Genomic DNA, 23,446 nt, shown 5'->3' on the forward strand with positions numbered 1-23,446 from the left:
TAAACACTGGAAGCAATGTGAGCAATGTCGTGCCTTCGTAATGTGAACACCTAAACTTTGATGGTCTCATCTGAAAGCACGACAATGATAATCATTATCACTCTCACTTGTAAAGTGTTTTTTTTAGCCACTAGCAATATTATTGACTCCGATGAATAAAACGATATTTTATTAGGTAATTCAAACAGTAAGAGTAAGGGTATATTTATGGAAAATATGCAGATACGCCATGTGGAATTCAGCGATTATCCCGCCTTGCAACAACTATTTGCTCATCCACAGGTTTATCGCGACACGTTACAACTCCCTCTACCCTCGCTTGAGATGTGGGCTAAAAAGATCAAAGAAATACCTGCTGGGATGCATAATTTAGTGGCGTGTATTGATGAAGAGATTGTTGGTCAACTAACTGTTGAAGCAAATCAGCGTGCACGCCGCCGTCATGTGGCAACCTTTGGTATTGCTGTTGATGTTAACTCTTGCAGGAAAGGTGTCGGCAGTGCATTGATGGCAGCCATGATTGACTTATGTGATAACTGGCTGAATATACAACGTATTGAACTAACTGTTTTTGTCGATAACCTGGCAGCAATCGCCCTCTATCGTAAATTTGGCTTTGAAATTGAAGGAACCAGCCCACGCTATGCCTTCCGTGACGGCCAATTTATTGATGCTCACCATATGGGGCGGATAAAAATACCAGTCTAACCATCAGGGGATAAGTGATATCGCTTATCCCCTACGGTGGCTGGATACAGGCTGGCGGTGAAAATAACTAAATACCCGCTGTTTCTTTGATATAACGACGTGCTTTCACGGCATATTCAAATGGGTTAGCAATCGCCGGGTCTTGTTCTGCCTCGACCACCATCCATCCTTGATAGCCTTTTTCATCCAACAATTTAAACACTGGGCGGAAATCAATAACGCCATCACCGGGAACTGTGAATGTGCCTTTTTTCACGCCATCAAGGAAACTGAGTTTTTTCGCTTTAACTTCCGCGACCACCTCATCACGAACATCTTTTAGATGGACATGATTAATACGCGGTAAGTATTTTTCTAAAATAGCTAACATCGCTTCCTGACTACCTTCGGAATAATAGGCATGCCCAGTATCAAATAGCAGATAAACATCGTCGTTAACCATACTCATATAACGATCAATTTCTTCCGCGGTTTGAATGCCCGTCCCCATATGATGGTGTAAGCACACCTGCATCCCTTTTGTCGCCGCTATTTTAGCCAGTTCGTTATAACCCTCAGCAACACGTTGCCATTCAGTATCAGTAAAGTAAGGTTTCTCTTCAAAGATAGCTTTTGTGGTTCCCTGAATACTTTTACTTTGTTCTGAACAGCCTATAACTTTGGCCCCCATCGCATGGAGGAAATTCATGTGATTAGTAAATTCATCAATGGTTTTAGCGCGTTGGCCATCGGCAAAGAAAGTGCTGAACCAGGCATTACAGATCTGCATACCGCGTAGTTCAAGCATAGGTTTCAATACATTAGGATCTCGTGGATATTTACTGCCAACTTCACTGCCGATAAACCCGGCCAGAGCCATTTCACTGATACATTGTTGGAAGGTATTTTCTTTGCCCAAATCTGGCATATCGTCGTTCGTCCAACCAATAGGAGCGATTGCCAACTTCACACGATCTTTATTCATAATAAACCTCTGCGATACATCTAATTTGTACAGATGAATACAATTAAAAGGTGATTAATTGCCCATCCTATGATGTAAAAAATAGCGCTATGCATCAGCTTGTCGGTTGATACACAGGCAGCTGATATTGATGTTATTTGTTATAAAAAGTGGGTCGTGGCGGCAAGCTTATCGGGACAATCTGGCCACTTTCCTGCGCGGCAATACAGGCGTCAGCAGTAACCGCAGCCGCGAAGCCGTCCCAGGCAGAAGGCCCGGTGAGCTTTTCAGCTAACACATCGTTGATAAAGGCTTGCAACTCCACATCGTAGGCATCGATAAACCGATCTTTCCAGTCGGTGAGAATTTCATTCGATAACCGTGCTTCACTACGCAGCAATACTGAAGAAGGTTCCGGTAATTTTGCAATACCATTATCACCCACCACTTCGCATTGAATATCATAGCCATATTGACAGTTCACAAAGATTTCAACATCAATACGTGTCCCTTTTGCCGTTTCAAATAGTACGACTTGCGGGTCTCTTAGGTGGGTTTTAGCATGTTTAGCTTTACGCGGGAAAACAACCTGAACCGAGACATAATCATCATCTAACAACCAGCGCAGCACATCAATTTCATGAATTAAAGTGTCAGTGATAGCCATACTTGTAGTGTAGTTATCACCCACTCTCGGGTTACGATGGGCACAATGCAGCATTAATGGCTCGCCAATTTTTCCACTGGTAATCACATCTTTTAGTGCACGATAACCTTGATCGTAAGGTCGCATAAACCCGACTTGAACCAAGCGCTTACCTTGTGCCGCTTCAGCCTCTACAATGCGCTTACACCCTTCAGCAGTCACAGCCAAAGGCTTTTCGCAGAATACGTATTTGCCCGCAGCAACAGCCGCCAATACGAACTCTTCATGACTTGGCCCCCAAGAAGTGACCAGCACCGCCTCCACTTCTTTGGCATTAATGACTTCATACCCATCTGCATAAACATTCGCTTCGATACCCAAGTCACGAATAACTTTAATGGCACTTTCGCGATTAATATCGGTCACAGCGACAATACGGCTACCCTGCAACACCTTGCTACAACGGCGAATATGATCCTGGCCAATAGCACCAGTCCCGATCACACCAATATTTAATGACATATTATTTCCCTCATGAAGTTTGGTTTGCAGGTGATCCCTGCTCATTTTATGACTTCACATCCAGATCATTTAATTAGCATTAATAATCACGGGCTTTGGCGATATTCTTTTCCAGTTCCCGTACCACTGCGCCTGTTTTTTCACTGTCAGAAACTTGAGCAACCCCGACCCGCCACCAACTCAGGTAGCCATGAACCATAGTTTTTGGCAGAACTTTTATGTCAATTAAGGTTGAAACTGTCTGCAAACGGGCATCGGCCAATGCATCAAGTAGTTGCTGTTCCGTAGCAACTCGATATGTCTTACAGCCATAAGCAGCAGCCAACATGGCGAAATCTACCGGAACAAAATCACCGTCTAATTGGCCAGTTTCTTGATTACGGAAACGGAATTCAGTGGCATAGCTGTCCATACCATGTTCCATCTGGAGATTATTGATACAGCCATTTGTCATGTTATCGAACAATATCACATTGATTTTGCAGCGTTCTTGAATGGAGGTTACCAGCTCAGAATGCAGCATCATGAAAGCACCATCTCCCACCAATGAGTAAACTTCGCGGTTAGGTTCGGCCAGCTTCACACCCAATGCAGCACTGACTTCATAGCCCATGCACGAGTAACCATATTCGACGTGATAGCCATTATTACCTTTTGTGCGCCATACCCGCTGTAAATCACCGGGTAAGCTGCCAGCAGCCGCAACAATGACAGCATCTTGAGGTAATTGATTATTCAGCACCCCCAGCACCTGGCTTTGTGTCAAGAAAGAACCGGTTTTATCAATAAACTCGCCAAAGACGTGCTCACGATCCAAATGGTCATTAATTTCAGGGGTAAAATCCTCGGTCTGGTATTGCACCTGATAGACCCGCGTTGTCTCAGCTAATTGCTCAGCACGCATCCGGGCAATCTCCCCGCCCCAATCAGCCTGATAACCAGTACTGCCAAGTTGCTGATGCAATGCAGACAATGCTTCACGCGCATCCGCCAGCAACTGCAAACCATCCAGCTTGCCAGCATCAAAAGCACTAACATTAATATTGAGGAATGAAACATCCGGATTCTGGAATAACCATTTCGATGATGTCGTAAAATCGGTATAGCGGGTGCCGACACCAATGACTAAATCAGCCTGTTTCGCCAAGGTGTTCGCCGCCAGACAACCTGTTTCACCAATACCGCCAAGATTCAATTCATGTTCTGAGCTGATAGTGCCTTTACCTGCTTGTGTTTCAACCCACGGCACACCGAAACATTCAGCAAATCGTTGTAATGCCTGACCGGCTTGTGAGTATTTTACACCACCACCACAGACCAAAATCGGTTTTCGTTTTGAAGTCAGTAAAGCAATAGCATCAGCCAACATGGCGGCGCTGGCAGGTCGCCGGTCAAGGCGATGAATGCGTTTTTGGAAGAAATAATCTGGATAATCATAAGCTTCAGCCTGTACATCTTGCGGCAAACACAGCGTTACGGCACCAGTCTCTGCCGGGTCAGTCAGTACCCGCATGGCATTAATACACGCACTCATCAGTTGTTCTGGCCGCGTAATGCGATCCCAGTATTTACTGACGGGCTTGAATGCATCATTGGTACTGATACTCAGGTCATGAGATTGTTCAATCTGCTGGAGCACAGGATCGGGTTGGCGTGAGGCAAATACGTCACCAGGAAGCAACAACAAGGGGATACGGTTAGCTGTTGCAGTTGCGGCAGCGGTCACCATATTGGCACTGCCCGGCCCAACAGATGAGGTACAAGCATAGATTTGCTGACGCAGTTTTTGTTTGGCGAAACCGGTCGCTGCATGAGCCATTCCTTGCTCATTTCGTCCTTGATGAACCACTAGCTCGCCGCAATCCTGTTCCAGTGCCTGCCCGACGCCTAGTACATTACCATGACCAAAAATAGCAAAAATCCCTTTGATAAATTTGATTTCCTGACCATCAACTTGCAGGTATTGATTGTCCAAAAACCGGACTAATGCCTGTGCCATGGTTAGCCGAATTTTATTCATTTATTCATCCTTTGCTCTGTTTGCGCGATACAACAGTGAGGTGAAACATAGCAGGGATTATAAACAAATATTTTTTTCATAAAATCACATTACAGAAGAAACATTTCATTCTGCGATGAAGATCAAATAATCAGGTAAACACCGAAACCGGCACACCCGCATTAACTCACGAGAAATAGCATTATTTTAAACCAACCAAAAATACAATTAATTTATTGATATTATTAATTTATATCATTCATAACTGCTTTCCATTTCCTACTAATTAAACCATCAATAACTGGCACGATACTTGGGTATAAGCCCTATTTTCGTGCGTAATATAAGGCTTTTAGCTAGGTCACATAATCGGGGAATAAATTTCATTTAACCTTGAAGTTGAAATTTTTATTCCTCATACTGATTTCAGAAACGTTACTACGGGTTTATTTCATCGATCATTGTCGAGGTTTTAAAAGAAGGAAATGGGGATGGGTACACAACACAAAGTGCTAGATGTCATATGTATCGGGCGAATTGCCATCGATTTTTATGGGCAACAGATTGGTTCCCGACTGGAAGATACCAGTACATTTGCCAAATATTTGGGCGGATCATCAGGTAATGTCGCCTACGGCACAGCAATTCAAGGCTTAAAGTCAGGTATGTTGGCACGTGTTGGTGATGAACATATGGGCCGCTTCCTGCGCGAGGAATTACAACGTGTTGGAGCTGATACCCGTTTTCTTATTACTGACAAGCAGCGCCTAACCGCATTAGTTATTCTCGGTATTAAAGATCAAGAAACCTTCCCTCTGATTTTTTACCGTGAAAACTGCGCTGATATGGCCCTGACGCCAGATGATATTGATGAGTCTTATATTGCATCATCACGAGCACTGGCTATCACTGGCACACATCTTTCGCACCCAAATACACGCGCCGCTGTATTGAAGGCGCTGGAATACGCGCATAAGCATGGGCTACGAGCTGCTCTGGACATTGATTACCGTCCAGTATTATGGGGCCTGACCTCACTAGGCGACGGTGAAACACGTTTCATTGAGTCAGAAAAAGTCACTCAGCAACTGCAAGAAGTCCTGCACCATTTCAATTTAATTGTCGGTACTGAAGAAGAATTCCATATCGCGGGGGGCAGTACAGATACCCTGGTAGCGCTGCAAAATGTGCGTAAAGCAACTCAGGCGACACTGGTCTGCAAGCGTGGGGCACAAGGTTGTTCAGTATTCGAAGGGGCAATCCCTTCCAGTTGGGAACAGGTCAAACTCCATTCTGGTGTTCGCGTTGAAGTTCTCAATGTATTGGGGGCTGGTGATGCCTTTATGTCTGGTTTATTGCGCGGCTATCTTAATGATGAAAGTTGGGAGCAAGCTTGTCGTTATGCCAATGCCTGCGGCGCATTGGTTGTTTCACGTCATGGTTGTGCACCTGCCATGCCAACTAAAATTGAATTAGACGATTACCTCAGTCGCGAGCATTCTGTTCCGCGCCCTGATCATGACGCTCGCCTTAATCATTTGCATCGGGTAACCACCCGTAAACAGCAGTGGCCGGAGCTTTGCGTGTTTGCTTTCGATCACCGCAAACAATTGGCTGATATGGCGCGTGAAGCGGGTGTGAGTGAAGAGCGCATCCCCAAACTCAAAACATTATTACTACAAGCAGCGCAGCAAGCGGCTCAAGAGTCAGGTCTGGAACATAAGAGTGGCATTCTGGCAGATACCACTTACGGCCAGGAAGCGCTCAACACCATTACCGGTCAAGGGTGGTGGATAGGTCGCCCCGTTGAGCTACCCAGCTCAAGGCCATTACGCCTTGAACATGGCAATATCGGCTCCCAACTCATTGATTGGCCGCTGGAACATGTCGTGAAGTGCCTGGTGTTCTATCATCCCAAAGACAGTGTGGAGCTACGCCAGCAGCAGGATGAGCTGATTCAGGATGTTTACCGTGGATGCTGTAAGTCAGGGCATGAATTACTGTTGGAAGTGATTTTACCCGAAGACAATAAAGACAAAGATGAGCGTTATTACATTGAAACTATGGCACATTTCTATGCACTAGGTATTCAACCAGATTGGTGGAAACTGCCACCACTAAGCGCTGAAAACTGGCAAAAAGTAGGTAAATTGATTGAAACTCAAGATCCCTATTGCCGAGGTGTATTGATTCTTGGGTTAGATTCTCCGGAAGCTATATTAAAGGCAGGCTTTGCCGCAGCGGCAAAAGCACCTTGGGTTAAAGGTTTTGCTGTCGGTCGCACCATCTTCGGCCAGGCATCACGTCATTGGCTGCAAGGTGAGATAAATGATGCCGAGTTAATCGCACAAGTGAAACAAAATTATCAAACGCTGATAGGCTATTGGCGAGATTATCGTCCAATCATCTGAATTTAAAACAGCTCTAGTGGCGCTGGCGTGGAAAACGTCGGCGCTATTGTGCTGCTATCTGCATGGTTTATTCCTTATTAGCCTGAAAAAATCCTGATTTCTGTCAAACTTAATAAAGTAATATCTTTTGCTTATAGCCGTTTCCTTTATCATGGTTTAGTGAACGGTTTTAATTCGCAATGAAATAAAAGCAAATGCGAATATCAATAAATGAAATTTTCCAACCATCTGTTAGAATAGCTGACAGATAACCCCTGAATTTTCCTCTGCCGTGGGCCGAATGGATGAATAACCCAACTCAACTATCATTGCTACAAGACCAAATTCGTCATCGTTATGAGACATTAAGCAAACGCTTAAAACAAGTTGCCCGTTATATCCTGGATAACAGTAACAGCATTGCATTTGATACAGTTGCTTCCATTGCGGCCCAAGCCAGTGTGCCACCATCAACCTTAATCCGGTTTGCAAATGCCTTTGGTTTCAGTGGTTTTAACGAAATGAAACAGGTATTCCGTCAACATCTGATGGAAGAAACCGTTAACTATACCGAACGCGCGCGGTTATTCCGTCAAACCTCAACTGATGGCAATACCGCACCAGAAAAACCGGCTGAAATACTGAATGTATTTACGATGGTCAATGCGCAAGCTCTACAGCAACTGGCGGTACAAACCAGCGCCGAACAATTAGATAGAGCCGTCGAATTGTTAAACAATGCTGAAAATATCTATGTAATTGGTTTGCGTCGTTCTTTTAGCGTGGCTTCTTATCTAACCTATGCATTACGCCATTTAGAGCGCCGGGCTTTTCTGATTGATGGGCTTGGTGGAATGTTTGCTGAACAACTGAGCATGGTAAAACCCAAAGACGTAGTGATTGCTATCAGTTACTCACCCTATGCACAAGAAGCCTTGGAACTGGTGGAGTTGGGTGCAAAAAGTGGCGCGCAGCAAATTGCGATTACTGATAGCCAGGTTAGCCCATTAGCGGCTTTCAGCGATGTCTGTTTTGTGGTGCGGGAAGCACAAGTTGACGGGTTCCGTTCACAGGTTGCCTCTATGTGTCTGGCGCAAACCTTAGCCGTTTCATTAGCACTGAATAACGCCAAAGCATAACTCCTCAGGCGCTTCCAAGTCAGGTGTAGCTTGTGGCGAGCAATAAAATGGGTAGGATCTACCTACCCATTCAATTCATACTTTAAAGCGCGGCTTAGCTTTTTTCGACCGGATAGTTATCACTGTTGATCCATGCATGATCTTTTTCCCAGGTAAATTTCCATAAACGTACTGGCCCCGCCATCACATTCAAATAATAGTTGTCATAGCCTGCCAATGTCGCCACTGGGTGGTAACCTTTTGGCACTTTTACGACATCCCGGTTATAAACCGGCATACATTCATCCAGTGAACGGTCGTCGGTATATACCCGCTGCATGCAAAAACCTTGCTCTGGATTTAGCCGGTGATAGTAAGTTTCTTCCAGATAAGTTTCATCTGCCGAATTTTCCTGATCATGTTTATGACTTGGGTATGAACTGGTATTCCCCTCATCGGTATAAACCTCAACCACCAGCAAACTGTCTGCGGGTTTATCGTCTGGCAAGATGTTATGTACTAACCGCTGGTTACGCCCCTTACCTCGCCGCTCTACTCCTACATCTGCTGGCGTAATCAGACGAGAGGGTAAATGGCCATTACTGGGCGCACGGCAGACCGCCAATTCCAAATCGGTCTCTGCCACGACTTTCACACGATCATGGTGTGGAACATAAACAGAATAAGGCGGTGTTCGTTCGAACGGGCTCATGCGTTTGCCAATATGCGGATATTCAGCGTGCTGTGTTGATACCGAGGCAATTCCAGCAACTAAGACCAGACAGAGTTCATTTTCAGCACTCTCCAGCACCAATGCCTTTCCAGCCGTAAGTCGATAGACATCAAACCCAACAAAACGCCAGCCGGCGTTCTCCGGTGAAATATGCTGAATACGCCCATTCGCATCTGGCGGCTGACACTTGGCAAGCAGTGACGACATGATGACTCTCCTGTTAACAACATGAAATTATTCTAACGAACACCCTCAGGTAGCATTAACCCAGCGTTGGCATACTGTATTCTGAAACAGTTTGCTGACCTGTTGGCCAACGGGCTGTGGTTGTTTTCATGCGGGTGTAGAAACGCACCCCATCAGTGCCATGCACATTTAATGCACCGAACACGGAACGTTTCCAACCACCAAAACTGTGAAACGCCATTGGTACTGGAACAGGTACATTGACGCCAACCATCCCAGCCTGAACCTCATGCACAAACTGCCGTGCATAGTGGCCGCTACTGGTAAAAATCGCACTCCCATTACCAAACTCATGACTATTCACCGTACTAATTGCCGTTTGATAATCAGGCACTCTGACAATCCCTAACACTGGGCCAAAGATTTCTTCCTGGTAAATCTTCATTTTCGGGGTGACATGATCAAACAGAGTGCCGCCTACATAGTACCCTTGCTCATAACCAGCAACTTTATAATGACGGCCATCTGTGACTAATGTCGCACCTTCTTTAACACCTTGATCAATATAGCCAAGTACCTTTTTCTGATGAGCCGCTGAAATTAGCGGTCCCATTTCATTCTCTTCCCCGCCTTGCTGTATACCTGGGCCGACACGTAGGCGAGCTATGAGTGGTTTTAACTTTTCAATTAATTTATCAGCGGTACTGTCGCCGACGACTACCGCAATCGGCAGTGCCATACAGCGCTCACCTGCTGATCCAAACGCACCACCCATTAATGCATTTACGGTCGCATCCAAATCAGCATCAGGCATGATGATCGCCTGATTTTTCGCCGCACCAAAGGCTTGTACACGTTTACCGTGCGCACTGGCAGTGGTGTAAATATGTTCAGCAACAGTAGAAGAACCGACAAAGCTTACGGCTTGAATTCGTGAGTCTGTACAGAGTTGGGCAGCACTTTCATTTGAACAGTGAATAACATTGAATACGCCATCAGGCAAACCCGCTTCCGTCAGCAATTCAGCTAAACGAACTGACGCTGAAGGGTCCAATGCTGGCGGTTTCAGAATAAAGGTATTGCCGCACGTTAACGCAATGGGGAACATCCACATGGGTACCATCGCAGGGAAGTTAAAAGGGGTTATCCCAGCTACAACGCCCAAAGGCTGCATCATTGAAAAGCTATCAACTCCGGTACCGACATCAGCGGAATATTCACCTTTCAATAAATGCGGGATACCACAGGCGAACTCGACGACTTCCAGACCACGAGTGATTTCGCCCAAAGCATCCGAATAGACCTTGCCATGTTCACGAACAATCAACTCCGCCAATTCATTGCGGTGTTGTTCAATCAGGGTTTTAAAGTTGAACATAATGCGAGCGCGGCGCAGAGGGGTGGTTCGCGACCAATCGGCAAAGGCCTGATGAGCTACACCAATAGCATGATGAACTTCTTCAGCTGTACTTTGCGTGACCTGGCTTTCAACCTTACCGGTGGCTGGATTATGAATATCGGCTGTTTGATTGCTGGAACTCAGGGAATTCTTCCCACCGATAAAGTTACTCACGATTTTCATGTCTCACCCTCTTCTCAATAGCTGCTATCGCAGGGTTCGCTCAAAGTGACTTAAATCAGACCACTCATAACGAACCATACGCTCAATCAATAACGGCTATCTTGTTGTGGGACCAAAATAGCCAACAAGGCGACCAGCCGCCAGACAGGCGAAAAACCAGCCGATATGCAGACTCTATGCTATTGGAAAAAAAGTTTCAAATAACTTTGTTTGGAAATTTTGTTTTGTGCGATGTATCGCAAGTTCCTGCAAGGAGAAGAGGTAAAAACCAAAAAATCCAGATAGCCCACGCAATGCTATCATCAGCCTGAAACGTACTACTACTCCGCTACAAATAAGCTGTTAATGTAAAAAAAGACCAGGCTAATGAGAACTTGATGAATTTGACCAGTCCGATATTTGAGCTGAATCGAAAAACTTACGTTCCGTTATTTCATTAAAATGAAATAAATGTTCTTATTTTGAGCGCTATTCAGGAGAAATTTCTCACGTATATCTATCACAGCAGGAGCTGACACCATGTCTATCGCACAAGATCGTTTCTGTATTAATCGCAAAATTGCCCCCAACTTAAATATTGAAAGCTTTTTCCGTTTGGTTAAAAAATGCGGGTTAAATAAAGTTGAATTACGTAATGACATGCCGAGCGGCAAAGTAACGGATGAGTTAAGTTCGGCACAGCTAAATGCACTGGCTGAGGAATACGACATAGAAATTGTGACTATCAATGCACTGCAACACTTTAATCTGCCAGAACACCGCCCAGCATTGCTGAAAGAAGCAGAAAGCATGCTACAACAAGCAAAAGAGATTCGCTGCCAAGGGATTATTTTATGCCCAAACTGTAGCGCCAGTGACCGACGATCAGCCGAACAAAAAGAACAAGATACGCTGGATGCCTTGGTGCTATTGGCTCCGTTATTTAAAAAGTACCACGTAACCGGACTCGTGGAACCGTTAGGCTTTGGAGTCAGTTCATTACGTTCTCACTTGCTAACGCAAGCTATCATCCGCAAATCAGCCGCTCCCTACAAAATGGTGCTGGATACCTTCCACTACTATCTAAGTGATATTGCACAAGCTGAGTTCGATGCCCATATCGACGTCAATTCCATTGGATTGGTGCATCTTTCTGGTGTCGAAGAGACGCGGCTGAAGTCCACACTCACTGATGAAGATCGTATTATGTTGAGTGAGCAGGACAAACTGAACAGTAAACAACAAGTGGCAAATCTTGAGCGACTGGGCTATCAGGGAATATATTCTTTTGAGCCGTTTTCATCACAATTGATTATCTGGTCAGAAGCCGACATTGAAAGGGAAATTCGCCAAAGCATTGCGTACTTACAAAACTAACATTCAAACCGATGCGGAGAACGGCTAAGTTCATAAAACTTAGCCGCTTGTTATTGATATGCCGTAGGGTAACTGACTTTCTCTACCCCAAAATACCCGAATAAGATTTATATCTGTTTTACGCTTCACTGTCAGCGCCCCACTATTTGGCACTACGGCCGCTCCATCGCACAGCCAGGCTAGCGGCCCCTGCCAGAGTGATTAAGGCGACTACGCCAGCCCAGCCCATTTTTTCCAGCATCAAGCTACCCAAGGCGGAACCAACAGCCATCCCGATAAATACACAGGTAAATAACAGTGCATTAAGCCGACTGCGAGCCGCCGGTTCCAAACTATAAATAATGGTTTGATGGGCTACCAGCGTGGCCTGCACACCAAAATCAAACCCAATAGCGCTGAGCACAATAAGTCCTATCTGGAGATGAAATGGCAACAGTGGCAAAAGGAACAAAGCAGCAAAGGACAGTGTCGCCAGGCTTGCACCAATCAACGTAACCACTTGCGGCCCCCGGCGATCTGCCAATGAACCAGCTAATGGCGCAGCTAATGCACCTGCGGCACCGGCAAGACCAAACGCACCCGCTACAGCACTGCCAAGGTGATAAGTATCCTGCAACATTACCGCCAGTGTTGACCAGAAAGCACTAAACCCTACAGACAGTAGCGCTTGTGATAACGCCGCCCGACGTAAATCTTTAAACTGTAGCCATAAATGGCTCATTGAGGCGAGTAACGCCGGATAACTCAGTGCTGAGGTTGCCGGTACGCGCGGTAAACTGCGCCATATCACCAGCGTTATTATAATAACTGATAGTGCAGCCCCCATATAAAGCGACCGCCAACCAAAGTACTCTGCAACAAAGCCACTCAACACCCGTGACAGTAAAATGCCCAAGAGTAAGCCTGTCATAACAGTACCGACCGTTTTCCCCCTCTGTGCTGCCGAGACTAATGTTGCAGACGCTGGGACAATATCCTGCGCCATTGTTGCGGCAATCCCGATAACAAAACTGGTTACCAGCAATGCGTTTATACCAGGAACAAAACCACTGAATAACAAAGCAGCCGTCAGCAGAATGCCCTTTAGTAAGATAATAATTCGGCGGTCATGACGATCGCCCAATGGGGCAAGCAACAATATCCCCAACGCATAACCAATCTGTGTCAACGTCGGTACTAAGCCAACCACTCCTACGCTGGCGTGTAAATCAGAACCCATCACACCCAACAGCGGCTGGCTATAATAAATTGATGCGACGCTAAGACCTGCACCAGTTGCCAACATCAGAACTTTACTGCCAGAAAGGGTTTTCTCAGCACTTTCAGTGTGAGTTGATACGGTTTGAATGACTGACATGATGGCTACCTGTAATGATATTGAGGCTGCATTTTTACGTGTGCAGACCTATCTTGGTAGTCGCCTGGAGAGTAAAACTGTTATACGCTTAACGTATGACAGAACCTAATTTAGCTGGCATCGACCGTATAGAGCTGATGCAAACATTTATTCGTATCGTCGAGGCTGGCAGTTTGTCGGCGGCCGCAGCACGCCTGGGTACTAGCCAGCCGACTATCAGCCGCCGTTTGCAGACATTAGAGCGGTTGCTTGGCCTGAAATTATTGCAGCGAACCACGCATATCATGAAGTTGACTGATGATGGCGAACGTTGCTATTCCCATGCCAAACAGCTAGTTGAGAGCTGGAATACGATGGAGGATGACTTACGTGGTGCGACTGATGAACCTAGAGGGCTACTGCGCGTTCTGGTGCCACATGCGTTCGGGCAAGACCAATTAATCAAGCCACTTAAAGACTTCCTGCACCAATACCCGAAAATGTCCGTTGAATGGATGCTAAATGATCGCCGCCCCGACTTTATTGCCGAAGGTATTGATTGTGCTATTCAAGTTGGCTCAGTAACGGATCCCTCGGTTGTCGCTATCCTGCTGGCCGAAGTGCCACGTATCGTGGTTGCCGCACCTGAATTGTTGGATAATAAGCCGCTGCCCACACATCCCGAGCAATTGCAGGATTTTCACTGGTTGGCATTGAATACGTTTTACCGTAATGAAGTTGTTCTGAGCCATAAAACAAATGGCGAAATACATCGTTTTTCCATACAACCGCAATTAAGTACCGACAGCCTGTATGCATTACGAAACGCCGCACTGACAGGATTAGGTGCCGGGATCGCGTCAACATGGGTAGTCAATGATGATATCAAGCAAGGGCGGTTAGTTCATCTGACACCGGACTGGCTTGGATTACCTTTACCAATCTATTTAGTTTACCCGCACGCCAGCTATTACCCTGCCAGATTACGAGCATTTCTTGATATTATGCGCCAAGCTATGCCACACCTGGCCGGAACACAGATCCCTACCAAGAAACTCAGGAATAAAGTCAGGTAGTAGTGAACTTGCAAAAACATCAGGGGGTAATAAACCCCCTGTTAAAATAGCAATTAAAATATTATGGATCTTGATATATAAAAATGAATAAGGACTAGCTAACAATACTATCGACTTTCACAGCAAAGTCTTTCATACATTCAGCCATATATTGTTGAGTAACCTTTGTCACTTTTTCGTAATTATTTGCTTGCCACTGTTCCAATGGTGCTTTAACCGGTGTAGGTTCACACGTTAAATACATTCCACTTTTTTGCCAGGTCTCTTTATTTTTACTAAAATAAGTAACATATCGTAATTCATAATCAGTTTCTGAACCGGATAGATTCTCATACATCAGTAACCATACTTTTGGACGTACTTCTATTTTCTCCATATAAAGATGCTTAGGTTTATCCGCCAGTCCTTTCTTTATTTCGGTTTCGATATTTGGCATGAAGTAACCAATGCTTGGATTACTCAAGACCACTATTTTCGTTCCCCTTAAATCCTCTTTACTGAAAGTACCACCTGAAGCACTACCCGCAAATGCTTGAGCCACAAAAGCCACGACAGAGACTCCTACAGCGGCAGCAGTATCGCCACGGGTAACAAGGCGCAACGAGGTATCAGTCGCATGGCTGCCACCAACTTCCAATGCGTTATATGCAGATATCGGTATTTCAGCGCCATTATCACCACGAATAGCTTTCTTTTCGACTTCAGTATCAAAGACCTGCTTGCCAGCACAACCCGATAACAATGCCGACACCAATATAAGACAGAGAGATTTAGAATATGTCACTGTATAGTCCTTTAGATAAAACTTTTAATAAAGAGAAGTTAATTAATTTAAATAATTTATTTTATTAAATAGGAATGAAACCTAATATTATATTTTCTATATACACAGAGGTGTCAAAGCAAAGTAACCACATATGCAGTGGTAAAAATTATATCATTACATTTTACAATAATAACCCTTCTTTTTTATAAAAGTTATTAAGCAGGATTTAAATCTTATTTAAGTTAAATTAGTAATAATAGAAAGCGATTGTGACATACTAATAAAATAAAATTACTCTATGAATGTTATTATTAACAAGCTATAAAAATTGCCACTACTGTTTTTTTCGTTTTTTATCACCATAATCCCACCAACCTATTTATCAACAAATAATTAACATTTCACCGCCTGATAATCTATTGCTTAAAATAGCTTCACTAAAAAACATATTGTTTTACCTATGGTACATATTCCAAAAAAGAAACATATTTCCGCGTGACAATAATATAATGTTTTGTAATCTTTATTAGTACTTTGAAAATATGGGTATCCTACAATGATAAAACTAATAATTACCGATCTGGATGGCACTTTTCTTGATGAAAAAGGGGATTACAATCGAGAAATGTTTCAGGACGTCAAAAAAATCATGGTACAGAAAGGTGTTCATTTTGCGATATGTACCGGTAAGCAATGTGAGCGTGTAGAGGAACTATTCAAGGGTGATGCTGAACAGTTCTGGATTCTGGGTGATAGTGCCACCAGAATAAAATATAAAGGTGAATATGTTTATCAGTCTCTGATTAAAAATCAACTTGGGCTGAATATCATTACAAAACTAGAAGCCATTAATAAAGAACCCGTCATCATTGCTTGTACAGCAGAGGGCGCGTTTATTAAAAGTTCTGTTTCTAAAGAAATGGAAAGTAAAATTAAAAAGTCATATGCAAAAGTGACAAGAGTCGATGATTTTTATCATGTGAATCATGATTTTGTCAAAATCTCTATTTATGACGAAAAGGGTCGCTGCTCTGATTTTAAACCTCATCTTCACGAATTCTTTGATAAAGCCTATATCGTTGTTTCTGAAGATGCCTGGATTGATATTGCCGATATCGGCGTGCATAAAGGGCATACAGTCGAAATCCTACAGAATTTATTAAATGTTAATAAAGACGAGACTATGGTGTTTGGTGATGGGCTGAATGATATTGAATTAATGGAAAGAGCGACCTTCAGTTTCGCCATGCGTAATGCTTTTGAAGAAACTAAATTTGCTGCAAATTTCATCACAGGCAGAAATACAGAGAGCGCCGTTATGTTAACCATTCAAAGGATACTGACACTGCAATAATATAATAGCTCCATTGAGTTGACCGAATTTGTCTGGAGGATCAGGGAAAAGCATACGCACTGAGACATATCTGTACTTACCGTCTTGGTATTTGCAAATCTATCTCGCTGCGAATAGACCCAACCCTGACCTTCCCACTTTAATATCCCTGCTTATCGTTAGCACACGCATACCGATGGAAGCACATAACTGGTGTTTATACGTCAATAAATAATCTTTTAAAATCAAAAAGCTAATCAATTAACTTACCAATCGATACCTTTTTGCGCCTTAATCCCACTATCAAATGCATGTTTAATTGGCCGCAACTCACTAACCGTATCCGCAAGATCAATAATATTACGGTGACAAGCACGCCCAGTGATAACAACGCTTTGATTCTTCGGCCGGCTTTTTAGCGCGATAATCACCTCATCCAGCGTCAAATAGCCGTAGGTAATCATGTAAGTCAACTCATCCAAAATCACCAGCTCATAAGAGGGGTCAGATAACATCCGGCAGCCCTGTTCCCATACCACTTTTGCCGCAAGGGTATCAGCCGCTTTATCTTGTGTATCCCAGGTAAAACCCGTCGCCATAATATGAAACTCGACACCATTGCGTTCCAGCAGATTGCGTTCACCATTTTCCCATGCCCCCTTGATAAACTGAAGCGCACCGACCCGCATACCATGCCCCACCGCGCGGGTGGCTGTCCCAAAAGCAGCCGTAGTTTTCCCTTTGCCATTGCCGGTAAATACAATAATGACGCCGCCCGTCTTGGTCGCATCAGCAACACGTGTCTCAACGTGGTCTTTAAGACGTTGCTGCCGTTGTTGATACCGTTCTTCATGCACAATGAAACCCTCAAATAGGAACTATTGCTGGCAACCAGCACATGCCTTCATCTGAATCTGGTCAAAGAAAGAGTTGCCTTTGTCATCCAGCAAAATAAAGGCCGGAAAGTTTCTAACTTCCATTTTCCACACTGCTTCCATTCCCAGCTCGGGATACTCGATACATTCCAGACTTTTGATGTACTCCTGCGCCAAAATAGCCGCAGAACCGCCGATACTACCCAGATAAAATCCACGGTGTTTCTGACAAGCTTCAGTAACTTGCCGGCTACGGTTGCCTTTTGCCAACATAACCAGGCTGCCACCATGGGATTGGAAGAGATCCACATAAGGATCCATACGCCCACCCGTGGTTGGCCCCATCGAACCTGAAACAAACTCGTCAGGCTTTTTCGCCGGCCCAGCATAATAGACTGGGTGATCTTTCATGTACTGCGGTAACTCTTCTCCCTGCTCTAAGCGCTCTTTCAGCTTGGCGTGAACGATATCGCGCGCCACGATCAGCGGGCCATTAAGTGATACACGGGTAGATACCGGATAACGGGAAAGTTGTTCACGAATTTTATCCATCGGCTGGTTAAGATCGATATTTACCACCGTCCCTTCGTTATTCACTCGCAAATGTTCAGGAATATATTGTTCAGGATGGCGCTCTAATTTTTCGAGCCAGATACCTTCCTGGTTAATTTTGGCTTTAATATTACGGTCAGAAGAACATGAAATAGCCATACCTATTGGGCAGGAACCTCCGTGACGCGGTAAGCGAATAACCCGCACATCGTGAGCAAAATATTTGCCACCAAACTGAGCACCTAAGCCAAATTCACGAGATGCCTGTAGTAATGCCTGTTCGAGTGCCGTATCACGAAACGCCTGACCATATTCGTTACCTTCGGTTGGCAAATTGTCATAATATTTGGTTGAGGCCAGCTTGGCTGTCTTCAGTGTTAATTCCGCAGAGGTTCCGCCAATGACAAAAGCAATGTGATAAGGAGGACATGCCGCGGTTCCCAGCCCTCTCATTTTCTCGATTAAAAAGGCCTTGAGCTTTTTGGGTTCCAGAACAGCTTTTGTTTCCTGGTATAAAGCCGCTTTGTTTGCAGAACCGCCCCCTTTATTCACAAACAGAAAGGTATACTGCGCGCCAGGGGTAGCAAAAATATCGATTTGGCCGGGAAGATTGGTTCCGGTATTCACTTCGGTATACATATCTAACGCCGCATTTTGCGAATGGCGCAGGTTATCGTGACGGAAGGTGTTATAGATGCCACGAGATAATGCTTGTGTATCATCACTATCAGTCCAAACTCGTTGGCCTTTTTTGGCCACAATAGTCGATGTGCCCGTATCCTGACAATTAGGCAAGACACCTCTAGCTGAGATCTCAGCATTACGTAATAGCTGAAGCGCGACATATTTATCGTTTTCGCTCGCTTGAGGATCATGCAAAATAGCAGCAACTTGCTGTTGATGAGCAGGACGAAGAAAAAAAGAAGCATCATGAAAAGCTTGTTGAGACAGCAATGTCAGTGCTTCTGGCTCAATTTTTAATATGTCTTTATCTTCAACTTTAATAGTAGAAACATACTTATCTGTTAATAAATAATACTCTGTTTGGTCCTCAGAAAGAGGGAATAGCTCTTGATAAAAAAAGTCATTTTTATACATTATATTCACTCAATTAGCTAAATGATAAATAGAGAGCAGAACTGGCCATTAATTACATAAAATTATTAAGTAATAACCGATTAACATACCATATGTGTTACTGAACCATTATTGATGGAATGAAATAAAAAGCAATTGTTCTCTCTGCAACATATAATGCTTATTAGTTAATAAGACTCTAATGACTTTTTTAATTTCAAAAAAACACGCTATTCTCTTAACGAGAATTTTATATTTAATCAATTTATGAATAAGTAATTTATAAAAATTAGTCAACCCACGTTCTTTTCAACTCTTCTTCTTTCGATTTATCGTGGATCCAGCGGCTAAATTTTTGCAAACTCCGTAGCCCTCTTTTTCCGTCCTTATAAGTCAAAACAAAATGGTTTCCGGTGCTCATCGGTAAATCACAAGGAATGACCATATCCCCATTTTCTAAATCTTTATGAATCGCAAAACGAGGTAATAACGCCACCCCAAGGTTGGAGCGAACAGCAGAAATCAACATTGATAGCAGATCCAAACGTGGCCCCATCCTGACTTTCGGACTATTAACACCCGACAATGCAAACCAGTCATACCAGGCATCCAAACGTGTTGTTTGATGAAGTAATGTAAATTCTTCCATCAATTGCTCCGCGCGCATCACTTTTTTATCATCACGCCACAACATACGGCTGCAAACAGGGACCAACTCTTCTTCAAACAGATGCTCATTTTGCGCCCAAGGACTACTGAAATCTTCGCGCATAATTGCGGCATCATATTTCAGATTCAAAAAGTCAGCACCTGTGGTAAGTGCAGTTAAATTGAGTACAATTTCCGGATGATCTTCATGAAAACTACTGAGATTAGGAATAAGCCAATGGGTACTAAACGTGGGAGTTACAGCTAATTCCAGCACTTGTTGTGTCGACTGGTAAGACATAATGCTTTGCGTATCTTTTTCCAGTTGTTCTAGTGTATCCCTGACTAAATCGAGGTAATAACGCCCTGCATCATTGAGAAAAATCCGTTTACGAACATGGTGGAATAATGACACGTTAAGGAATTCTTCCAGGGCGGTGATCTGGCGGAAAACGGCACTTTGCGTTAGCGCTAGCTTCTCCGCAGCTCTTGTGTAGCTTTCATATTGAGCTACGGCTTCAAATGTGACTAATAAGTCAGTTTTTGGAATTTTGTAACGCATTGTAACTCACCCATTATTTCATAAAATAATTCGCTAAACGGCCGGTGTTGCCGAGGCAGTTATATTATAAATATATATCGTATTTTATTGGTTTTTTAACATACACAGTTTTATTTATATGGACATAGCACTCAGTCGTTTTTGTGATAGTCTTCATAATTATAAATAATAAATGTAATGTTACAGTTAAAAACAAAATTAATTAATAAAAACACAACTGATAACAATGCAATTTTAAATTCAAAAGAAAAATTGAACATCATATATTTTGAAGAGTTCATTCCATAAAGTGATTAAATAATGGGAGCAAGGTCAAATATCGGATGTATCTATTCATGGATAATGGCGCGGTATTTTTAAGTTGTTCGTTGCTTATATAATATATTTTTAATAATTAACGTTAAGAAATCATATATGCTAAATAATTCGAGTTGCAGGAAGGCGGCAAGCGAGAAAATCCCGATGAGCTTACACGAGTAAGTGATTCGGGTGAGTGAGTGCAGCCAACGCATATGCAGCTTGAAGTATGACGGGTATAAACCGCATCTGCTATAAAGGTTATTCTAATGAGAATAGGGAAAGTATTGTTAGTTGGTGCGGGTCCAGGGGATGCATCATTAATCACGGTAAAAGGATTGCTTGCCATTCGTGAAGCTCAAGTGCTTGTTCATGACCGCTTAGTCAATTTGGAGTTAATTTCTCAAGCTCCAGCTAATTGCCAGATTATTAATGTCGGAAAAACCTCAAACCACCATCCAGTTCCTCAGGAACAGATCAATCAAATCCTCATTGGTCATGCTTTAGCGGGCAAGAATGTGGTGCGCCTCAAAGGGGGTGACCCTTACGTGTTTGGCCGTGGTGGTGAGGAAGTTGAAAGTCTTTCGCGCTATCAAATCCCCTTTGAAGTTGTTCCCGGTATCAGTTCTTCTATTGGTGGATTGGCCTATGCCGGTATTCCTGTGACCCATCGCCATTATGCTTCCAGCTTTCATGTGGTCACCGGGCATATGTGTCAGGGAAATGAACCACAAAATTGGAACGCGTTGGCACAATTAGACGGCACACTGATCGTACTGATGGGCATGACCCGACAAGAAGAAATTTGTCAGTTGTTAATCCAGGGAGGGAAATCACCAGATACCCCCGCCGCCGCCGTGATGTACGCCAGCCATCAACAGCAGAAAATGGCCAAAGGGACACTTAGTACACTGAAAGACGAAATCGCACGTCAAAAGTTGCACGCCCCCGCATTGTTGGTGATTGGCAACGTCGTGAATCTGAGTGATGTTTTGGCTTTTACTGCCCAGCAAACCGATATCAATCATAAGTCACTGTCACCGGCAATATAATGTGCTACCAGCAAAAATATTTTGGCGGTGAGGCTCCCTCGCATGGCTGAAGCGTGCTGCCCCGCCTCTTGCGGTGAATTGCTCCAAGGATGGATCCTCGGTGGAGAAAAACTAATCTCTTGTCCAATAAATTGGTATAGCAGAGTCTCGGTTACACCAGGAAAACCGGGGCGAAATGAGCGGCCACGGATGCGTCAAATGCTTAGGCAAGTCCTGGTGCACTTTGGTGAACCCCCATTGCTGGCAGAGAGCATCTGTATCGAATTTGAATCAACAATTCCCGTTGCAAAAGGTTTAGCCAGTAGTACCGCTGATATTGCAGCAACAGCTATTGCCACTGCTCGGTTACTTGGGCAATCACTGAGTGACATGGCATTGGCCCGACTCTGTGTCGCGCTCGAGCCAACTGACAGCACCATATTTAAAGCCCTTACCCTGTTTGATCATCAGACGGCACAAACTCAACTGCCATTTTCTTGGTTACCTGATATCGATATTGTGTTGCTTGAAAGTTCACAGACGCTGGTGACAGCAGAATTCCACCAACGAAATCGCCATTCCCTTTTGTTGAAACAAGCACCCAATTTGGCAAAGGCGATGCAGCAATTTCGCCTGGCGAATGAGAGGCGTTGCTGTCATAGGCTTGGAGAGGCAACCACATTGAGTGCTATCGCCAGTGAATCCGCACTGCCTAAACCGCAATTTCGCCAATTACTAGACATTGTTGAACACAGTGGCATTTATGGTTTGAATGTGGCCCATAGTGGTAGCGTTATTGGATTGTTATTTAATCCTCATCAGCATGATCGAGATCGTCTTATTCACACTTTGCATCACAAATCATTAATACAATATTATCCAAAGATACATTTAGTCAAAATAGTGGCTGGCGGAGTGAGTTAATAAATATGCCTCTATTAGTAACATTACTAACAACAGTTATTAATCATGATGGTTAAATATATGACCAGCATCACAATACTGACATAAATAATAATCATACCTGGATCACGCTTTTGATTTAAATATGACTGTCAATTCACATTGCATTTATAGATGGTTATTAAAAATCAACATAAAACAAAAAATAAGGTGATGATTTAATTCGAAATAAATTAAAATCATTTTTTTACAACCTGTTTTTTCAAGATGTTCTGACAATAAATCAATTGTATTTGACTTATCGGAGAAGCACATTACGAACCAATGAAATCCCAGCTAGCCACTATCTGGTTTTATATAGAGCACGTGAATGAAGTAAGTCATGAAAAATATAATAGTTTCATGTGGAAACCTTGTTAATTTTTAACTTTCCACCAAGAAAATATATGGAATGTAATCTACATAGAGGGCAAAACATGCAAAATCCAACAATTGTTATTGGCGTCATTGGTGCTGATTGCCATGCTGTTGGTAATAAAGTGCTCGACCGGGTATTTACCATGCACAATTTCAGCGTAATTAATCTCGGTGTCATGGTAAGCCAAGATGAATATATTGATGCAGCCATTGAAACCGGCGCTCAGGCCATTGTCGTTTCCTCTATTTATGGACATGGCGAAGTAGATTGCATCGGTATGCGTGAGAACTGTGTTGAACGCGGAATTGGTGAAATATTGCTCTATGTCGGCGGAAACCTGGTTATCGGTAAACATGATTTTTCAGAAATCGAAACCAAGTTCAAAGGAA

Annotated in this window: 19 protein-coding genes; 9 read left to right on the plus strand and 10 right to left on the minus strand. The window is 43.7% G+C overall.

Annotated elements, in window-relative coordinates; all coding sequences use genetic code 11:
- Window positions 1–207 precede the first annotated feature (207 nt).
- Window positions 208–708 (plus strand): GNAT family N-acetyltransferase, encoded by a 501-nt coding sequence (locus ACNSO8_RS15730; RefSeq protein ID WP_172654007.1) that lies wholly within the window; start codon window positions 208–210, stop codon window positions 706–708.
- A 67-nt stretch (window positions 709–775) separates the two neighbouring features.
- Here ACNSO8_RS15730 and iolE read toward each other — a convergent pair whose 3' ends face one another.
- From iolE to iolD, 3 genes are all read right to left on the minus strand, one after another.
- Window positions 776–1,672, minus strand: coding sequence for a myo-inosose-2 dehydratase (iolE, locus tag ACNSO8_RS15735; protein WP_019084109.1), 897 nt, complete (start codon window positions 1,670–1,672; stop codon window positions 776–778).
- Between the two features lie 133 nt (window positions 1,673–1,805).
- A complete protein-coding gene (locus ACNSO8_RS15740; RefSeq protein WP_019081575.1) occupies window positions 1,806–2,819 on the minus strand; it encodes a Gfo/Idh/MocA family protein in 1,014 nt (337 codons plus the stop codon).
- Window positions 2,820–2,898: 79 nt separating this feature from the next.
- Window positions 2,899–4,839, minus strand: a complete 1,941-nt coding sequence (gene iolD, locus ACNSO8_RS15745) for a 3D-(3,5/4)-trihydroxycyclohexane-1,2-dione acylhydrolase (decyclizing) (protein WP_050160253.1) — start codon at window positions 4,837–4,839, stop codon at window positions 2,899–2,901.
- Window positions 4,840–5,309: 470 nt separating this feature from the next.
- Between iolD and ACNSO8_RS15750 the strand changes: the two genes are divergently transcribed.
- Complete coding sequence (locus ACNSO8_RS15750) at window positions 5,310–7,229, plus strand: bifunctional 5-dehydro-2-deoxygluconokinase/5-dehydro-2-deoxyphosphogluconate aldolase (RefSeq protein WP_418395178.1); 1,920 nt, start codon at window positions 5,310–5,312, stop codon at window positions 7,227–7,229.
- 284 nt (window positions 7,230–7,513) lie between these two features.
- Complete coding sequence (locus tag ACNSO8_RS15755) at window positions 7,514–8,347, plus strand: MurR/RpiR family transcriptional regulator (RefSeq protein ID WP_005157438.1); 834 nt, start codon at window positions 7,514–7,516, stop codon at window positions 8,345–8,347.
- Window positions 8,348–8,441: 94 nt separating this feature from the next.
- Here the strand turns inward: ACNSO8_RS15755 and iolB are convergent, their stop codons facing one another.
- Both iolB and ACNSO8_RS15765 read right to left on the minus strand, forming a co-directional pair.
- Window positions 8,442–9,266 carry a 5-deoxy-glucuronate isomerase gene (iolB, locus tag ACNSO8_RS15760; RefSeq protein WP_019081578.1) on the minus strand — a complete coding sequence of 275 codons (825 nt, stop codon included), beginning with the start codon at window positions 9,264–9,266 and terminating at the stop codon, window positions 8,442–8,444.
- A 55-nt stretch (window positions 9,267–9,321) separates the two neighbouring features.
- Complete coding sequence (locus ACNSO8_RS15765; protein ID WP_050158730.1) at window positions 9,322–10,827, minus strand: CoA-acylating methylmalonate-semialdehyde dehydrogenase; 1,506 nt, start codon at window positions 10,825–10,827, stop codon at window positions 9,322–9,324.
- Between the two features lie 519 nt (window positions 10,828–11,346).
- Here ACNSO8_RS15765 and ACNSO8_RS15770 point away from each other — a divergent pair.
- Window positions 11,347–12,183 carry a TIM barrel protein gene (locus ACNSO8_RS15770; protein ID WP_019084117.1) on the plus strand — a complete coding sequence of 279 codons (837 nt, stop codon included), beginning with the start codon at window positions 11,347–11,349 and terminating at the stop codon, window positions 12,181–12,183.
- A 142-nt stretch (window positions 12,184–12,325) separates the two neighbouring features.
- On the opposite strand, the gene ACNSO8_RS15775 is transcribed toward ACNSO8_RS15770, so the two are convergent.
- A complete protein-coding gene (locus tag ACNSO8_RS15775; RefSeq protein WP_046051862.1) occupies window positions 12,326–13,540 on the minus strand; it encodes an MFS transporter in 1,215 nt (404 codons plus the stop codon).
- 95 nt (window positions 13,541–13,635) lie between these two features.
- On the opposite strand from ACNSO8_RS15775, the gene ACNSO8_RS15780 reads away from it, so the two are divergent.
- Window positions 13,636–14,595: a LysR family transcriptional regulator gene (locus ACNSO8_RS15780; protein WP_019084119.1), complete on the plus strand. Its 960-nt coding sequence runs from the start codon at window positions 13,636–13,638 to the stop codon at window positions 14,593–14,595.
- A gap of 94 nt (window positions 14,596–14,689) precedes the next feature.
- On the opposite strand, the gene ACNSO8_RS15785 is transcribed toward ACNSO8_RS15780, so the two are convergent.
- Complete coding sequence (locus ACNSO8_RS15785) at window positions 14,690–15,379, minus strand: hypothetical protein (RefSeq protein WP_019081583.1); 690 nt, start codon at window positions 15,377–15,379, stop codon at window positions 14,690–14,692.
- A gap of 538 nt (window positions 15,380–15,917) precedes the next feature.
- Between ACNSO8_RS15785 and ACNSO8_RS15790 the strand changes: the two genes are divergently transcribed.
- Window positions 15,918–16,715 carry an HAD-IIB family hydrolase gene (locus ACNSO8_RS15790; protein WP_019084120.1) on the plus strand — a complete coding sequence of 266 codons (798 nt, stop codon included), beginning with the start codon at window positions 15,918–15,920 and terminating at the stop codon, window positions 16,713–16,715.
- Window positions 16,716–16,960: 245 nt separating this feature from the next.
- On the opposite strand, the gene cobO is transcribed toward ACNSO8_RS15790, so the two are convergent.
- The 3 genes from cobO to ACNSO8_RS15805 all read right to left on the minus strand — a co-directional run bounded on the left by cobO (window position 16,961) and on the right by ACNSO8_RS15805 (window position 20,408).
- Window positions 16,961–17,551, minus strand: a complete 591-nt coding sequence (cobO, locus tag ACNSO8_RS15795) for a cob(I)yrinic acid a,c-diamide adenosyltransferase (RefSeq protein WP_057621315.1) — start codon at window positions 17,549–17,551, stop codon at window positions 16,961–16,963.
- Between the two features lie 21 nt (window positions 17,552–17,572).
- Window positions 17,573–19,219, minus strand: a complete 1,647-nt coding sequence (locus ACNSO8_RS15800) for a fumarate hydratase (RefSeq protein ID WP_050158734.1) — start codon at window positions 19,217–19,219, stop codon at window positions 17,573–17,575.
- 268 nt (window positions 19,220–19,487) lie between these two features.
- A complete protein-coding gene (locus ACNSO8_RS15805) occupies window positions 19,488–20,408 on the minus strand; it encodes a LysR substrate-binding domain-containing protein (RefSeq protein WP_005157417.1) in 921 nt (306 codons plus the stop codon).
- A 566-nt stretch (window positions 20,409–20,974) separates the two neighbouring features.
- On the opposite strand from ACNSO8_RS15805, the gene cobA reads away from it, so the two are divergent.
- From cobA to glmS, 3 genes are all read left to right on the plus strand, one after another.
- A complete protein-coding gene (gene cobA / locus ACNSO8_RS15810) occupies window positions 20,975–21,757 on the plus strand; it encodes a uroporphyrinogen-III C-methyltransferase (protein WP_418395179.1) in 783 nt (260 codons plus the stop codon).
- Between the two features lie 42 nt (window positions 21,758–21,799).
- Complete coding sequence (locus ACNSO8_RS15815) at window positions 21,800–22,660, plus strand: GHMP kinase (protein ID WP_032901220.1); 861 nt, start codon at window positions 21,800–21,802, stop codon at window positions 22,658–22,660.
- A 455-nt stretch (window positions 22,661–23,115) separates the two neighbouring features.
- On the plus strand, window positions 23,116–23,446 hold a 331-nt coding region (glmS, locus tag ACNSO8_RS15820), incomplete at its 3' end, for a methylaspartate mutase subunit S (RefSeq protein WP_418395180.1).

The organism is Yersinia sp. LJYL362, assembly GCF_048323875.1.

What these genes read in the sequence shown, in the direction of transcription:
- ACNSO8_RS15730 (WP_172654007.1), top strand. Translation starts at nt 208, where the DNA reads ATGGAAAATATGCAGATACGCCATGTGGAATTCAGCGATTATCCCGCC.
- iolE (WP_019084109.1), bottom strand. Translation starts at nt 1,672, where the DNA reads ATGAATAAAGATCGTGTGAAGTTGGCAATCGCTCCTATTGGTTGGACG.
- ACNSO8_RS15740 (WP_019081575.1), bottom strand. Translation starts at nt 2,819, where the DNA reads ATGTCATTAAATATTGGTGTGATCGGGACTGGTGCTATTGGCCAGGAT.
- iolD (WP_050160253.1), bottom strand. Translation starts at nt 4,839, where the DNA reads ATGAATAAAATTCGGCTAACCATGGCACAGGCATTAGTCCGGTTTTTG.
- ACNSO8_RS15750 (WP_418395178.1), top strand. Translation starts at nt 5,310, where the DNA reads ATGGGTACACAACACAAAGTGCTAGATGTCATATGTATCGGGCGAATT.
- ACNSO8_RS15755 (WP_005157438.1), top strand. Translation starts at nt 7,514, where the DNA reads ATGAATAACCCAACTCAACTATCATTGCTACAAGACCAAATTCGTCAT.
- iolB (WP_019081578.1), bottom strand. Translation starts at nt 9,266, where the DNA reads ATGTCGTCACTGCTTGCCAAGTGTCAGCCGCCAGATGCGAATGGGCGT.
- ACNSO8_RS15765 (WP_050158730.1), bottom strand. Translation starts at nt 10,827, where the DNA reads ATGAAAATCGTGAGTAACTTTATCGGTGGGAAGAATTCCCTGAGTTCC.
- ACNSO8_RS15770 (WP_019084117.1), top strand. Translation starts at nt 11,347, where the DNA reads ATGTCTATCGCACAAGATCGTTTCTGTATTAATCGCAAAATTGCCCCC.
- ACNSO8_RS15775 (WP_046051862.1), bottom strand. Translation starts at nt 13,540, where the DNA reads ATGTCAGTCATTCAAACCGTATCAACTCACACTGAAAGTGCTGAGAAA.
- ACNSO8_RS15780 (WP_019084119.1), top strand. Translation starts at nt 13,636, where the DNA reads ATGACAGAACCTAATTTAGCTGGCATCGACCGTATAGAGCTGATGCAA.
- ACNSO8_RS15790 (WP_019084120.1), top strand. Translation starts at nt 15,918, where the DNA reads ATGATAAAACTAATAATTACCGATCTGGATGGCACTTTTCTTGATGAA.
- ACNSO8_RS15800 (WP_050158734.1), bottom strand. Translation starts at nt 19,219, where the DNA reads ATGTATAAAAATGACTTTTTTTATCAAGAGCTATTCCCTCTTTCTGAG.
- ACNSO8_RS15805 (WP_005157417.1), bottom strand. Translation starts at nt 20,408, where the DNA reads ATGCGTTACAAAATTCCAAAAACTGACTTATTAGTCACATTTGAAGCC.
- cobA (WP_418395179.1), top strand. Translation starts at nt 20,975, where the DNA reads ATGAGAATAGGGAAAGTATTGTTAGTTGGTGCGGGTCCAGGGGATGCA.
- ACNSO8_RS15815 (WP_032901220.1), top strand. Translation starts at nt 21,800, where the DNA reads ATGGCTGAAGCGTGCTGCCCCGCCTCTTGCGGTGAATTGCTCCAAGGA.